Raw genomic sequence first — 12629 nt, forward strand, 5'->3', positions numbered from 1 at the left:
AAAATTCAGGTGTTATTATTTGATAATAAAAATACGAAAAATAGTATTAAAATAAAAATAAAACACCTGCTAATTGAACCCCTAAACCCTTAACTTAATGACATTGAGTGCGAGTGTCCCGCTCGTGCCCACAAAGCAAACACAAAGATTAATTCAGCATATTGCAATATTTTATAACACACGAATTTTTTCAAAATAAACAGCCTTTTGATAAAATAAGATTTCTTCCTTTTTAGACTTACTAAATTATTTGCCTAATCCCCAAGTTTTGTTCTTGATCCAAAATAAGTTTGTTTGTTTTAAAAAATGCTTTAAAGATTAGGATTATGCTATCTGTTAAGTCAATGTGTATGGCTATACCCTAAAGCAAAAAATAAAAAAGAAGTTCTTTCCTAACAAAATAAAGAAACAAAAAAAAGCTACCAAAAGGTAGCTTTTTTGATATATTCTAAAATTGTAATGGCTTACAATTTAGCAACGTGTTTCGTTAATTTAGACTTCAAGTTTGAAGCTTTGTTGTCATGAATGATGTTTTTCTTAGCTAATTTATCAATCATAGAAATTACAGCAGATAATTTAGCAGACGCCTCATTTTTATCAGTAGCCAATCTTAACGCTTTAATAGCATTACGAGTAGTTTTATGTTGGTATCTATTTAATACTCTTTTCTTTTCGTTACTTCTAATTCTTTTTAGAGCTGACTTATGATTTGCCATTTTATTATATATTTTTTCTTTTACTATTCAGTTTATTTGTAGTCCGTAAGGGAATCGAACCCCTGTTACCAAGACGAAATCTTGGCGTCCTAACCCCTAGACGAACGGACCCTATTCTTCTAAGTTTATTTACCTATTTTAAAAGGTAAAATTTGTAGTCCGTGGGGGAATCGAACCCCCCTTACCAGGATGAAAACCTGGCGTCCTAACCGATAGACGAACGGACCAATATTCTTTCAAAAAACAAAGAAATTAATTTTGCAGTATTTTGTAGTCCGTGGGGGAATCGAACCCCCCTTACCAGGATGAAAACCTGGCGTCCTAACCGATAGACGAACGGACCGTGCTTCTCTATTGCGGATGCAAAAATACAACTATTTTCTAAACGTACAATAGCAAATGCAAAAAAAAATAAAATTTTTAATATGCCTTAGCAAAAAACACTCTTCTTGATGATGGTTTTCCAGTAAACACACAGGTTCCCGGCTCAACAACTCCCTCTAAAGGAAGACAACGAATGGTTGCTTTGGTTAAATCTTTTATCTTTTCTTCGGTAGCAGCACTCCCATCCCAATGGGCGGAAACAAAGCCGCCTTTGTTTTCTAAAACATCTTTAAATTCTTCGAAACTATTTACTTCTGTAATATGTGTATTTCTGTAGTCTAATGCTTTGTTAAACAAACTCTCTTGGATTTGCTGTAATAAATCATTGATGTAGACCGAAATTCCTTCGTTGGCAACCACTTCTTTAGTTAGAGTATCACGTCTGGCTACTTCAAATGTTCCGTTTTCTAAATCTTTTGGTCCCACGGCAATTCGTACCGGAACTCCTTTTAATTCCCATTCAGCAAATTTAAAACCTGGTTTTTGGGTTGTTCTATCGTCGTATTTAACCGATATTCTTAATTTGCGTAATTCTTTAACCAATTCGTTTACCGAAGTGGTAATGGCTTGAAATTGCTCTTCGGTTTTGTAAATAGGAACAATTACTACTTGAATAGGAGCTAAGTTTGGAGGAAGTACTAAACCTTGATCGTCGGAATGGGTCATCACCAAAGCGCCCATTAATCTAGTAGAAACACCCCAAGAGGTACCCCAAACGTATTCTTGTTTTCCTTCGGCATTAGCAAATTTTACGTCAAATGCTTTAGCGAAGTTTTGCCCTAAAAAGTGCGAAGTTCCGGCTTGCAAAGCTTTTCCATCTTGCATCAATGCTTCAATACAATAGGTTTCATCGGCTCCTGCAAAACGTTCGGTTTCGGTTTTGAGTCCTTTTACTACCGGAATAGCCATGAAATTTTCTACAAAATCAGCATACACATTCATCATTTTTTCGGACTCTTCAATAGCTTCTTGTTTCGTTGCGTGTGCTGTATGTCCTTCTTGCCACAAAAATTCGGCTGTTCTTAAAAATAAGCGTGTACGCATTTCCCAACGCACCACATTCGCCCATTGGTTGATTAATAAAGGTAAATCGCGGTAGGATTGCACCCATCCTTTATAAGTAGACCAAATAATGGCTTCGCTAGTTGGGCGAACAATTAATTCTTCTTCTAGTTTGGCATTTGGGTCTACAATTAGTTTTCCGGCTTTATCAGGGTCTGTTTTTAAACGATAATGTGTTACAATGGCGCATTCTTTTGCAAATCCTTCTGCATTTTTTTCTTCGGCCTCAAACATGCTTTTCGGAACAAATAAAGGGAAATAGGCATTTTGGTGCCCCGTTTCTTTAAACATTCTATCCAATTCGGCTTGCATTTTTTCCCAGATGGCATACCCGTAAGGTTTAATAACCATACAGCCTCGAACGCCTGAGTTTTCGGCTAAATCGGCTTTAACAACCAACTCGTTATACCATTTTGAATAATCTTCTGATCTAGTGGTGAGGTTCTTACTCATATTATATAGTTTGGCACAAATATTGCGTTATTTTATTTTGATAAATAGTTTGACAAAACTAACTATTTTTGCAATGTGCAACAATAAAAACACTACCGATTATGAAAACTAATATTTTACATCTTAAAAAAATTTCACTCTTTAGTTCAATCGGATTACTTTGTTTGCTTGCTACTTCTTGCGGTTCGTACCAAAATAGTTCCTATTACGCTAACGACGGAATTTACGGAGGAACCTATCAGGCTCCAGCAACAAATAATCAAAATAACAATCAATATACCAACTATTTTAATTCGCTTCAGGATGATGAATTGGCAACTGCCATTTTCACTGATGTAGACGAATATAGCACGCAGTCAGATAGTATTTCGGCTAATTACGGAAGTTGGGGAAGTACACCAACCTCTGTTTCGGTAAACGTATACCCAGACTATTGGGGTGGCGCTTACGGATGGGGTTATCCTTACTACGGAATGGGCTGGGGCATGGGCTTCGGCTGGGGAATGAGTTGGGGTATGGGCTTTGGTTGGGGTTACCCGGGTTGGGGATATCCTGGTTGGGGCTGGGGAGGTGGTTATTACCCAGGATGGTACAGTCCGTATAGACCTTATTACCCAGGAGGTCGATACGGCCATTATAATTACAATAACTCACGAAGAGGTTCTAATTACAACAGCAACGGTTTAGCTCGTAGAGGAGATGTTAATTTGTCTGGAAGAAGAACTTCTAGTTTTGCTAACGGAACACCTAATTTGACTCGTAGATCCTCAACTACCAATTCGAATAGTTCGGTTACAAGACGAAATTCAACAATACAAACACGTAATTACAATTCGCCTTCTCGTAACTATAATAATAACAATACCACCCGTAGGAGTTCTACTCCTAATTACACACCAAGTAGAACCTATACGCCAAGTCCAAGCAGAAGTATGAATGGCGGCGGAATGATGCGCGGCGGTGGTGGAAGATCTTTTGGTGGCGGAAGACGCTAACGAATAGTTAATTTTGGCTCTAAATTTTAAATCAACAAAATGAAGAAAATATTTTATTCGATACTTTTTGCTGGGTTTACCCTAAGTTCGTTACAAGCTCAAGATATTTCAGATGCAGTTCGTTTTTCGCAAGATAATCTTAACGGAACTGCGCGATTTAGAGCAATGGGAGGTGCCTTTGGTGCTTTGGGTGGCGATATGTCTTCTTTAAATGTAAACCCTGCTGGATCGGCTGTTTTTATCAATAATCAGGTGGCTTTTACCTTGAGTAATTACAATACGAAAAACAATTCGAATTACTTCGGAACGCCTACTTCTGAGAAAGAAAATACCTTTACCTTAAATCAAGGAGGAGCGGTTTTTGCTTTTCATAATCGCAATAGCAATAGCAAATGGAAAAAGTTTTCGATGGGTTTCAATTACGATAACACCAACAATTACAATAGTGCTTTGTTTACAGCAGGTACAAATCCGACTAATTCAATTGCCGATTATTTTCTTTCTTATGCGAATGGTGTCCCTTTGGATTTGTTAGAAAACGGATATTATCGTGATTTAGGAAATGGTGCTCAACAAGCTTTTTTAGGTTATCAAGGTTATATCATCAATCCGGTTAGCAATACAACTGATAATACACAATATGTTTCGAATGTTCTGGCAGGAGGAAATTATTACCAAGAAAATGAAGTGTATACCAGCGGATATAACGGAAAGTTTACTTTTAACTTGGGAACGCAATACGATGATTTCTTGTATTTAGGAATGAATTTAAACCTGCATACCATTGATTACAGACGTTCTTCGAGTTTTTATGAAGATAATTCCAATCCATTAGGGGCTGACTATCAAGTGACTAATGTTCGTTTTGATAACGATTTGTATACCTACGGAAGCGGTTTTTCGTTTCAATTGGGAGCGATTGCTAAGGTTACAGACGCCATCCGTTTGGGATTGGCGTACGAATCGAATACGTGGTACACGGTATACGACGAATTATCGCAGCGTATTTCATCGGTGAGCAGTAATAATGTAGAAGAGCTTGCTCCAGATGTGGTAGATCCTTTATTTGTAAACGTATATGAACCCTCTAAACTTCAAACACCAGGTAAATGGACGGGAAGTTTTGCTTATGTTTTTGGACAATCGGGATTGATAAGTGTAGATTATGCTATTAAAAATTACGGAAATACAACTTTTAAACCAGAAAATGATCGGTATTACAGCGATCTGAATGCTTCAATGAGCAACCAATTGAAAACTAACGGCGAGTTGCGAGTGGGTGGTGAATATAAAATCAAACAACTAAGTTTGAGAGCGGGTTACCGATTTGAAGGTAGTCCATATAAAGATGGAAAAACAATTGGCGATTTAAATGCGTATTCGGGTGGAATTGGCTATAATTTTGGTGCTACTAAGTTGGATGTTTCGTATTCGTTTACCGAAAGAGATTCGCAACGTGCTGCTTTTAGTCAAGGTTTTACTGATTATAGCAACATTAATACCAAATACAACAATGTTTCCGTTTCGCTTTTATTCGAATTATAATAAAGATTAGACGTTATACTTAAAACCGCCAAAATGAAAATGGCGGTTTTTTTGTGATTGTATTTTTAGTTTACAAATTTATTTTTTCGATTAACTGCTGTAGAATCATTTGTCCCTCTTCCCAGTTTCCTAGGTTGGTTTCGGAGTTAATATGACCTTTGTGACCGACATCTACAAAATCACTTCCCCATGCTAAAGCAAAGTCTTTTTTACGTTCAAAAGAAGCATAGGGATCGTTTTGACTCGCTACTACTACCGAGGGAAAAGGCAATTTATTCATGGGCATTGGCGCAAAATTCCGTATGCAGTCGGGTGTATGAATGACTGAATCAACATCAGCAGGCGCAACTAATAGAGCTCCTACAATAAAGGGATTAGAATAACGCGTATTCCAGTGCATCACCAACGAAACAGCCAAGCTATGTGCAACTAAAATAGTGGGTTGCTTTAATTTTGAAATGTTATTGTTGAGATTTTGTATCCAATCTTCTCGCTGGGGTAAATCCCAATTTTCCTGAATGACTTTTATGGTGTTCGGGTATAATTGCTGCCAATGGGTTTGCCAATGCATTTCTCCCGAATCACCTAAACCGGCTAAGATTACTAAATTTGGCTTATGCATGTCTGTAATTTTTTTTTCTTTATTAGGCTAAATTAAAAAAGAAGAATGATTTTGGATAGTTACAAAGGGACTATTTTTTCTTACGATGTTTCCAGCGTTTGTGTGTCCATAAATAAAATTCCGGCTGTTCGTGAATTTGTTCTTCCAATTTTTTTAAGTATTTTTTGGTGATTTCAAATTCTTCCATTTCTTTCGGATGGTCGGTTAATGTTTCAAAAGTAGCTTCATAATAGCCTCTTTTTACTCTTTTTACTTTTACAAATAAACAGGGTAAATCATAACGGCGTGCTAACATTTCGGCACCAGTGTGCGCCGGAACTTCAATACCCATAAAATCCGTCCACAATAATGCTTTCGAAACTTTAGGAGATTGGTCGCTAGCCAATCCGTATAAAAAAATATCAGGTTCGCTTTGGTGTTGGGCAATAGTGCGAATGGTATCTTTGGTTTCCAACATTTCGGTGTCGTACTTGGTTCTAATACTGCGAACCAAACGGTCAAAGTAACGGTTGGCTAATCCTTTGTAAACCGCTACACCTCTAAAACTAAATTCGGTGTTGATAGTTAAAAGCCATTCGTAACTAGCATAATGAGAAGCAAATAGTATAATGCTTTTTCCTTTTTGTTCGTATTCTTGAATTAATTCAAGGTTGGTTATTTTGAATCTTTTTCGCATTTCTTTGGCGGACATGGTCATGGTTTTAATCATTTCCAAAAACAAATCGCACATATAACGATAAAATTTCTTTTCGATCACCAATCGTTCTGCTTCGGAAAGGTAAGGAAGTGTAAGTGCTAAATTTTGACGTACCGTTTTTTTTCGGTAGCCAATTAAATAATATACAATAACATAAATGCAATCCGAAAACAAATAAAATAGAGGGAATGGAAGAATAGAAATCAACCATAAAAACGGAAAAGCAATGATAAAAACGAGTAATTGCATGTAACTTTTTTTTGCAAAGATACTTAATATCATAGGTTCTTTACAAGCCCGCCGGAACTTACTTTCTAATGCAGAATGCCTATCTTTACGATTCAAAAAACCAATAATAAGGATATGAATTTAATTTTAATCGGAATAATTGTAGCCAACGCATTGATTAGTTATAAAGGATTTAACGACATTGCTTTTTTTAGAAAAAACGAGTTTCACACCGGGAGCATACGATCGGGCGAACAGCTTCGAATGCTAACCTCTGGCTTTTTGCATGTGGATATTACACATTTGATTTTTAATATGCTGACATTGTGGTTTTTTGCGCCAGTGGTTATCAGTTATTTGGGAAATTTTACTTTTGGATTGATCTATTTAGGAAGCTTGATTTTTGGTAATTTGCTCACTTTGTATTTTCATAAAAACGATTACAGCTATCGTGCTGTAGGTGCTTCTGGAGCTGTTACCGGCGTGTTGTATTCGGCTATTTTGTTAGAACCTAATATGATGTTGGGTATCTTTTTTATCATTCCAATGCCGGCTTACGTATTCGGAATTTTGTATTTATTGTATTCTATTTATGGAATGCGAGCCAAAAATGATAATATTGGACACACGGCACATTTTGGTGGAGCCATTGGTGGTTATCTTATAACTTTGTTAAAAGAACCGTCGTTACTGTATGCTAACTCGCTTATGGTTATTTTGTTAGCTATTCCAATTGTAATTCTTTTTGTAATGGCCAAAGCCGGGAAGTTATAATGGCACAACTTTTGGTTAAAAGTGTTATATAACTTTAAAATTTAATTCAGATGAAAAAAATTATACCAGCCTTTTTGATATTGTTTTCTACTATGACATTCGCTCAAGAAAGCAAACAAATACCGCAAATAAATGTTAATGGCGAAGGAAAAGTAAAAGTGATTCCCGATCAAGCCACTATTTTAGCTACTGTAGAAACGAAAGGAACCGATGCTAAAACCGTAAAAAAACAAAACGATCAAAAGATAGAAGCCGTTTTAAAAGTCATTAAAAAAATGAATATTCCAACAAATGATTTCAGAACGCAAAGAGTAGCTTTAAATCCACAGTACGATTACGAAAAAAAGAAACACAATTATAACGCTACGCAAACTATCGAAATTGCGTTGAAGGATTTGAATAAGTACGACGAGTTGATGGAAGGTTTGGTTGACGAAGGCGTAAACCGAATTGACAACGTTACCTTTGAATCTTCGAAAATGAAAGAACACGAAGCCGAAGCACGAAAATTGGCTATGAAAGAAGCCAAAACGAAAGCCGAAGATTATGTATCTGTTTTAGGTCAAAAAGTTGGCAAAGCACTATTGATTTCGGATAATTCGCAAATTTACAGACCACAACCCATGTATGCGGCCATGCGAAAAGCAGAAATGGCCGATTCGGCAACCCCAAGAGAAACGTTGGCTATTGGCGAAATTGAAATTGTGGCCAATGTAACAGTAGCTTTTATTTTAGAGTAAGCCATTATTTTTTTAATAGAAAAAAATCCCATTCACATGTAAATGCGATGGGATTTTTTATGTTTTAGAACGAAATTTTTTCACCATTAATGAGAACAGATTCAATCAAATTGCTTCCAAAAGCATACGGCAATTGGTAATATGAATTTATGGGTTTGGTCAAAATAAGATTGGCTACTTTTCCTTTGGTAATACTGCCATGCGTCGCGCTCAATCCCATGGCATAAGCAGCGTTGATTGTAGCAGCATTAATGGCTTCTTCGGGTGTCATTTTCATTTTAATGCAAGCTGTTGCCACAACAAAATTCATGTTTCCCGAAGGAGTAGAGCCTGGATTAAAATCGGAAGCTAAAGCCAGCGGTAGGCCAGCTTCTAGTATTTGACGAGCGGGTGTATACGCAATGCCTAAATAAAAAGAACAGGTAGGTAGCGCCACGGGCATTATATCCGAATTTTGTAGCATGCTAATATCTTCTGGAGTCATAATTTCCAGATGATCGACCGAAAGAGCTTGGTGTTCTACGGCTACTTTAATACCTCCAATAGCATGAAATTGATTCACGTGAATTTTGGGTTGTAACCCATGATGTATTCCGGCTTGCAATATTTCCGCCGTTTCTTCAACCGAAAAATAACCTTCTTCGCAAAAAACATCCACATAATCGGCCAATTTTTCTTTTGCAATTTGCGGCAACATCACCGTTGTGATTTCTTTTATATAACCAGCTTTATTACTCTTAAAATGTGCCGGAACAGCATGAGCTCCCAAAAAAGTAGCTTTAATGGTTACGGGGTAATTTTGAGCTAATTTTTTAATTACCCGAAGCATTTTTAATTCGCCTTCAAGCGTTAAACCGTAACCCGATTTAATTTCGATGGCTCCTGTTCCTAAGGAAAGTACTTCTTCTAATCGAATTTTAGATTGCTCGTATAAATCCTCTTCGGAAGTTTCGTTTAATTTTTGTGCCGAATTTAAAATTCCGCCGCCTCTGTTGGCAATTTCTTCATAACTCAAACCGTTTATTCGGTCAACAAATTCACCTTCTCGATTTCCTGCGTAAACCAGATGTGTGTGACTGTCGCACCAAGAGGGTAATACCACCCGTCCAGTAGCGTCAATTATTTGATTGGCTTGAATGTTAAGAACTTCTGCCATTGAACCAAAATCGGCAATAAGTCCATCTTTTACCAATAAGTAAGCATTTTTTATCGTCGGAAGGGTTTTCATTTCGGAACCAGCCACTTTTGCAATGGGCGTTTCTCGAACTTGAAGTAATTCCTTAATATTTTGAATTAAAGTAGTCATAGACGATTAGTTGCTGCAATTTATTTTTATTCAGATACGGTAATTTCGAACAATTTATCCCAGTTTTTTCCGGTAACAAAAATGGTTTTGGTTTTCGAATTGTAGGCAATTCCGTTTAAGACATCATCGGTAGTAGCGTTGATCGATTTGCGTAATCCCGATAAATCAACGATACCTTCAACAGCTCCCGATTGCGGATTTACAATGGCAATGGCGTCTTTTTGCCACACATTTGCATAAAATTTTCCGTTGATTAATTCCAATTCATTTATAGACTTAATTTTAGATTTACCCGAATACACATTGATGTAGTCTATCATTTTTTGAGTAGCAGGATCCATTTTCCAAATTTTTTCGGTTCCGTCACTACTGTAAATAAATTGTCCGTCGTTGGTCATTCCCCAACCTTCAATATTTTTGTCGTAGGTAAAAGTTTTTTCTAATTTGAGTGTTTTGGCATTGTAAATGAAACCTGTTTTTTCTTGCCAGGTCAATTGAAAAATTTTGTCGTTAAGTATTGTAATTCCTTCTCCAAAATATTTCGAATCTAAAGTAACTTCTTGATACACTTTTCCAGTTTTGTAATCGTATTTTCTAAAGTAAGACTGTCCTTTTTGTCCTGTGCTTTCGTATAAAGTGTCTTTGTAAAACTCTAACCCTTCTGTAAATGCATTTTTATCGTGCGGAAACGTATTTACAATTTTATAAGATAATAATTTGGGAGTTACGTCAGAAACAATCTCGATTCGTGCGGTGGCTTCAGAATTTTCGCCATCAAAAAACACCATTGCTTTTAGGTTTTGATAACCTAATTTTTGATTTTTTAATTCGAATTGGTACGGGTTTGCATCTTTAATAGAAGCTATTTTTTGATCGTTTACATAATAAGCAATACTGTCTATTTTTTTATCTGTTGGATTTAAAACACCCAAAGAAACCGACTCAGATGACGAAAAATGAGCTGGAAATTTAGAATTATCAATAGTGAAAATAGAATTTTCTCCTTTTTTAGAATCGCCGCAACTTATTATTGTTATCCCTAATAAAATGGCAGTTAGGAAGTTATATTTTTTCATAGTTTTAAATTTAAAGGCTTCAATATACAACCTTATTTTTATAGCATCAATGGCCTTGCAAAAATATAAAAAGATTGTATATTTGCACCGGCAAGTCCTACACGACCAGCTCCTGCAGACTCCCCCAGGATGGGAACATAGCAAGGGTACGTGGTTGAGCGGTGCGATGTAGGTCGCTTGCCTTTTTTTATTTTTTAGAATTGATTTAAAAGTGGTCTTCCTTCGGGGAGATTTTTTATTTTTGGACCTTTCGGAAATTATAAAATATTAAATGGATGTTTGGATTTTTAATCTAAATCGTTTCGTTTAAAAGAAAAACTTCATTCAAAACTAACAGTTTAAAGCCTATTTTATGAGTAAAGTGGTATTGATTACAGGCGGTTCTTCGGGTATTGGCAAAGCAATTGGCGCGTTTTTGCATTCAAAAGGTTTTGTGGTTTACGGTACCAGTCGCCATCCAGAAAAAATAACCAATTCTGTTTTCCCATTGCTTGCTTTAGATGTTCGCAATGTCAATTCGATAACTACTGCGGTTTCTGAAGTTTTGGCGCGCTCGGGTAAATTAGACGTGGTGATTAACAACGCTGGCGTTGGAATTACAGGTCCGATAGAAGAAATTCCGACAGATGAAATGCGAAATCATTTTGAGACGAATTTTTATGGACCAATTGAAGTAATGAAAGCCGTTTTACCGGTAATGCGTCAACAAAAATCGGGTTTGATTATTAACATTACCTCTATTGCAGGTTATATGGGCTTGCCCTACCGCGGAATTTATTCGGCTGCTAAAGGGGCTTTAGAATTGGTTACGGAAGCCATGCGGATGGAAGTGAAACAATTTGGAATAGAAATTACCAATGTAGCCCCAGGCGATTTTGCTACAAATATTGCTGCTGGACGCTATCATGCACCTGTAATTTCGGGTTCGCCTTATGAAGCTGTTTACGGTCGTGTTCTCCAGGCCATGAATGAGCATGTAAACGAAGGTGGAAATCCAAATCAAATGGCCGAAGGTATTTATAAGATTATAAAAACCGCAAATCCTAAAATTCATTATAAGATTGGCGCCTTACTTCAAACGTTTTCGATAGTTTTAAAGCGTGTTTTACCAGATAAAGTCTACGAAAAGATGCTGATGAATCATTATAAATTGTAATTTTGCAGCACATTTTGCGTGAGGGATTATTTCACTTAACTTTTATTTAATTAAGGCGTTTAGTGAATCTTTTGAGGTCAAATCCTCCGATTTAGAAAAGCAAGGTTTAGAGCCGTAGTTTTTATTTGTCGGGAATAGAACCGAAAACCCGACCCTTGTGGCACGCTATGCAAATTTGAACACAAAAAACTTTACACTATGAAATTTTTTATTGACACGGCCAACTTGGCTCAAATTAAAGAAGCACAATCGTTGGGCGTATTAGATGGGGTAACCACCAATCCATCATTAATGGCTAAAGAAGGAATTACAGGGAAAAATAACATTTTGAAACATTACGTTGACATTTGTAATTTGGTTGATGGTGATGTAAGCGCCGAAGTTAATGCCTTGGATTTTGAAGGAATGATAAAAGAAGGGGAAGAATTAGCCGAACTTCATGAGCAAATTGTGGTGAAGTTACCCATGACTAAAGAGGGGGTGATGGCTGCCAAATATTTCTCAGACAAGGGTATTCGTACGAATGTAACTTTGGTGTTTTCGGTAGGTCAGGCGCTTTTGGCAGCAAAAGCAGGTGCTACCTATGTTTCGCCATTTTTGGGTCGTTTAGACGATGTTTCGACTGATGGTTTAAATTTGATTCAAGAAATTAGAGAAGTTTATGATAACTATGGTTACGAAACACAAATTTTGGCTGCATCGGTTCGTCATACAATGCATATTGTAAATTGTGCGAAAATTGGTGCCGATGTGATGACAGGACCGCTTTCGGCTATTTACGGATTATTGAAACACCCTTTAACTGATATTGGATTGGCGCAGTTTGTTGCTGATTTTGAAAAAGGAAATAAATAAGAACTTCATTTTTATTGTAC

Annotated in this window: 12 protein-coding genes, 3 tRNA genes and 1 other RNA gene; 7 read left to right on the top strand and 9 right to left on the bottom strand. The window is 36.7% G+C overall.

The window, feature by feature from the left end; genetic code table 11:
• Positions 1-464: 464 nt before the first annotated feature.
• The 5 genes from rpsT to proS all read right to left on the bottom strand — a co-directional run bounded on the left by rpsT (position 465) and on the right by proS (position 2615).
• On the bottom strand, positions 465-716 hold the full coding sequence (gene rpsT, locus I5M07_RS15000) for a 30S ribosomal protein S20 (RefSeq protein WP_200107268.1): 252 nt from the start codon (positions 714-716) through the stop codon (positions 465-467).
• 39 nt (positions 717-755) lie between these two features.
• Positions 756-827, bottom strand: a tRNA-Glu gene (locus I5M07_RS15005).
• A gap of 44 nt (positions 828-871) precedes the next feature.
• Positions 872-943 (bottom strand) — tRNA-Glu (locus I5M07_RS15010).
• Positions 944-987: 44 nt separating this feature from the next.
• A tRNA-Glu gene (locus I5M07_RS15015) sits at positions 988-1059 on the bottom strand.
• A gap of 77 nt (positions 1060-1136) precedes the next feature.
• Positions 1137-2615, bottom strand: a complete 1479-nt coding sequence (gene proS / locus I5M07_RS15020; RefSeq protein ID WP_200107269.1) for a proline--tRNA ligase — start codon at positions 2613-2615, stop codon at positions 1137-1139.
• Positions 2616-2716: 101 nt separating this feature from the next.
• Here proS and I5M07_RS15025 point away from each other — a divergent pair, with 101 nt between their 5' ends.
• Both I5M07_RS15025 and I5M07_RS15030 read left to right on the top strand, forming a co-directional pair.
• Entirely contained in the window at positions 2717-3610 is an 894-nt protein-coding gene (locus I5M07_RS15025; RefSeq protein WP_200107270.1) for a hypothetical protein, read from the top strand.
• Positions 3611-3649: 39 nt separating this feature from the next.
• Positions 3650-5155 carry a transporter gene (locus I5M07_RS15030; RefSeq protein WP_200107271.1) on the top strand — a complete coding sequence of 502 codons (1506 nt, stop codon included), beginning with the start codon at positions 3650-3652 and terminating at the stop codon, positions 5153-5155.
• Between the two features lie 70 nt (positions 5156-5225).
• On the opposite strand, the gene I5M07_RS15035 is transcribed toward I5M07_RS15030, so the two are convergent.
• Positions 5226-5777, bottom strand: a complete 552-nt coding sequence (locus I5M07_RS15035) for an RBBP9/YdeN family alpha/beta hydrolase (RefSeq protein WP_200107272.1) — start codon at positions 5775-5777, stop codon at positions 5226-5228.
• 70 nt (positions 5778-5847) lie between these two features.
• Complete coding sequence (locus I5M07_RS15040; protein WP_200107273.1) at positions 5848-6723, bottom strand: lysophospholipid acyltransferase family protein; 876 nt, start codon at positions 6721-6723, stop codon at positions 5848-5850.
• Positions 6724-6837: 114 nt separating this feature from the next.
• On the opposite strand from I5M07_RS15040, the gene I5M07_RS15045 reads away from it, so the two are divergent.
• Positions 6838-7476, top strand: coding sequence for a rhomboid family intramembrane serine protease (locus tag I5M07_RS15045; protein ID WP_200107274.1), 639 nt, complete (start codon positions 6838-6840; stop codon positions 7474-7476).
• A gap of 50 nt (positions 7477-7526) precedes the next feature.
• Entirely contained in the window at positions 7527-8216 is a 690-nt protein-coding gene (locus tag I5M07_RS15050; protein WP_200107275.1) for an SIMPL domain-containing protein, read from the top strand.
• A 64-nt stretch (positions 8217-8280) separates the two neighbouring features.
• Here I5M07_RS15050 and hutI read toward each other — a convergent pair whose 3' ends face one another.
• Together hutI and I5M07_RS15060 are read right to left on the bottom strand one after the other, a co-directional pair.
• Positions 8281-9522 carry an imidazolonepropionase gene (hutI, locus tag I5M07_RS15055; RefSeq protein ID WP_200107276.1) on the bottom strand — a complete coding sequence of 414 codons (1242 nt, stop codon included), beginning with the start codon at positions 9520-9522 and terminating at the stop codon, positions 8281-8283.
• Between the two features lie 26 nt (positions 9523-9548).
• On the bottom strand, positions 9549-10598 hold the full coding sequence (locus I5M07_RS15060) for a glutaminyl-peptide cyclotransferase (RefSeq protein WP_200107277.1): 1050 nt from the start codon (positions 10596-10598) through the stop codon (positions 9549-9551).
• 88 nt (positions 10599-10686) lie between these two features.
• Between I5M07_RS15060 and ffs the strand changes: the two genes are divergently transcribed.
• From ffs to fsa, 3 genes are all read left to right on the top strand, one after another.
• An RNA gene (gene ffs / locus I5M07_RS15065) (signal recognition particle sRNA small type) lies at positions 10687-10784 on the top strand.
• A 166-nt stretch (positions 10785-10950) separates the two neighbouring features.
• Entirely contained in the window at positions 10951-11754 is an 804-nt protein-coding gene (locus tag I5M07_RS15070; RefSeq protein ID WP_200107278.1) for an SDR family oxidoreductase, read from the top strand.
• A 198-nt stretch (positions 11755-11952) separates the two neighbouring features.
• Positions 11953-12609, top strand: coding sequence for a fructose-6-phosphate aldolase (gene fsa, locus I5M07_RS15075; protein WP_200107279.1), 657 nt, complete (start codon positions 11953-11955; stop codon positions 12607-12609).
• Positions 12610-12629: the final 20 nt, after the last annotated feature.

It is taken from the genome of Flavobacterium agrisoli, from assembly GCF_016522065.1.
Lineage (GTDB): Bacteria > Bacteroidota > Bacteroidia > Flavobacteriales > Flavobacteriaceae > Flavobacterium > Flavobacterium agrisoli.

Coding starts and splice junctions, on each gene's coding strand:
- proS (WP_200107269.1), bottom strand. CDS start 2,615: ATGAGTAAGAACCTCACCACTAGATCAGAAGATTATTCAAAATGGTAT.
- I5M07_RS15070 (WP_200107278.1), top strand. CDS start 10,951: ATGAGTAAAGTGGTATTGATTACAGGCGGTTCTTCGGGTATTGGCAAA.
- I5M07_RS15050 (WP_200107275.1), top strand. CDS start 7,527: ATGAAAAAAATTATACCAGCCTTTTTGATATTGTTTTCTACTATGACA.
- I5M07_RS15040 (WP_200107273.1), bottom strand. CDS start 6,723: ATGCAATTACTCGTTTTTATCATTGCTTTTCCGTTTTTATGGTTGATT.
- I5M07_RS15035 (WP_200107272.1), bottom strand. CDS start 5,777: ATGCATAAGCCAAATTTAGTAATCTTAGCCGGTTTAGGTGATTCGGGA.
- I5M07_RS15025 (WP_200107270.1), top strand. CDS start 2,717: ATGAAAACTAATATTTTACATCTTAAAAAAATTTCACTCTTTAGTTCA.
- I5M07_RS15030 (WP_200107271.1), top strand. CDS start 3,650: ATGAAGAAAATATTTTATTCGATACTTTTTGCTGGGTTTACCCTAAGT.
- hutI (WP_200107276.1), bottom strand. CDS start 9,522: ATGACTACTTTAATTCAAAATATTAAGGAATTACTTCAAGTTCGAGAA.
- I5M07_RS15045 (WP_200107274.1), top strand. CDS start 6,838: ATGAATTTAATTTTAATCGGAATAATTGTAGCCAACGCATTGATTAGT.
- I5M07_RS15060 (WP_200107277.1), bottom strand. CDS start 10,598: ATGAAAAAATATAACTTCCTAACTGCCATTTTATTAGGGATAACAATA.
- rpsT (WP_200107268.1), bottom strand. CDS start 716: ATGGCAAATCATAAGTCAGCTCTAAAAAGAATTAGAAGTAACGAAAAG.
- fsa (WP_200107279.1), top strand. CDS start 11,953: ATGAAATTTTTTATTGACACGGCCAACTTGGCTCAAATTAAAGAAGCA.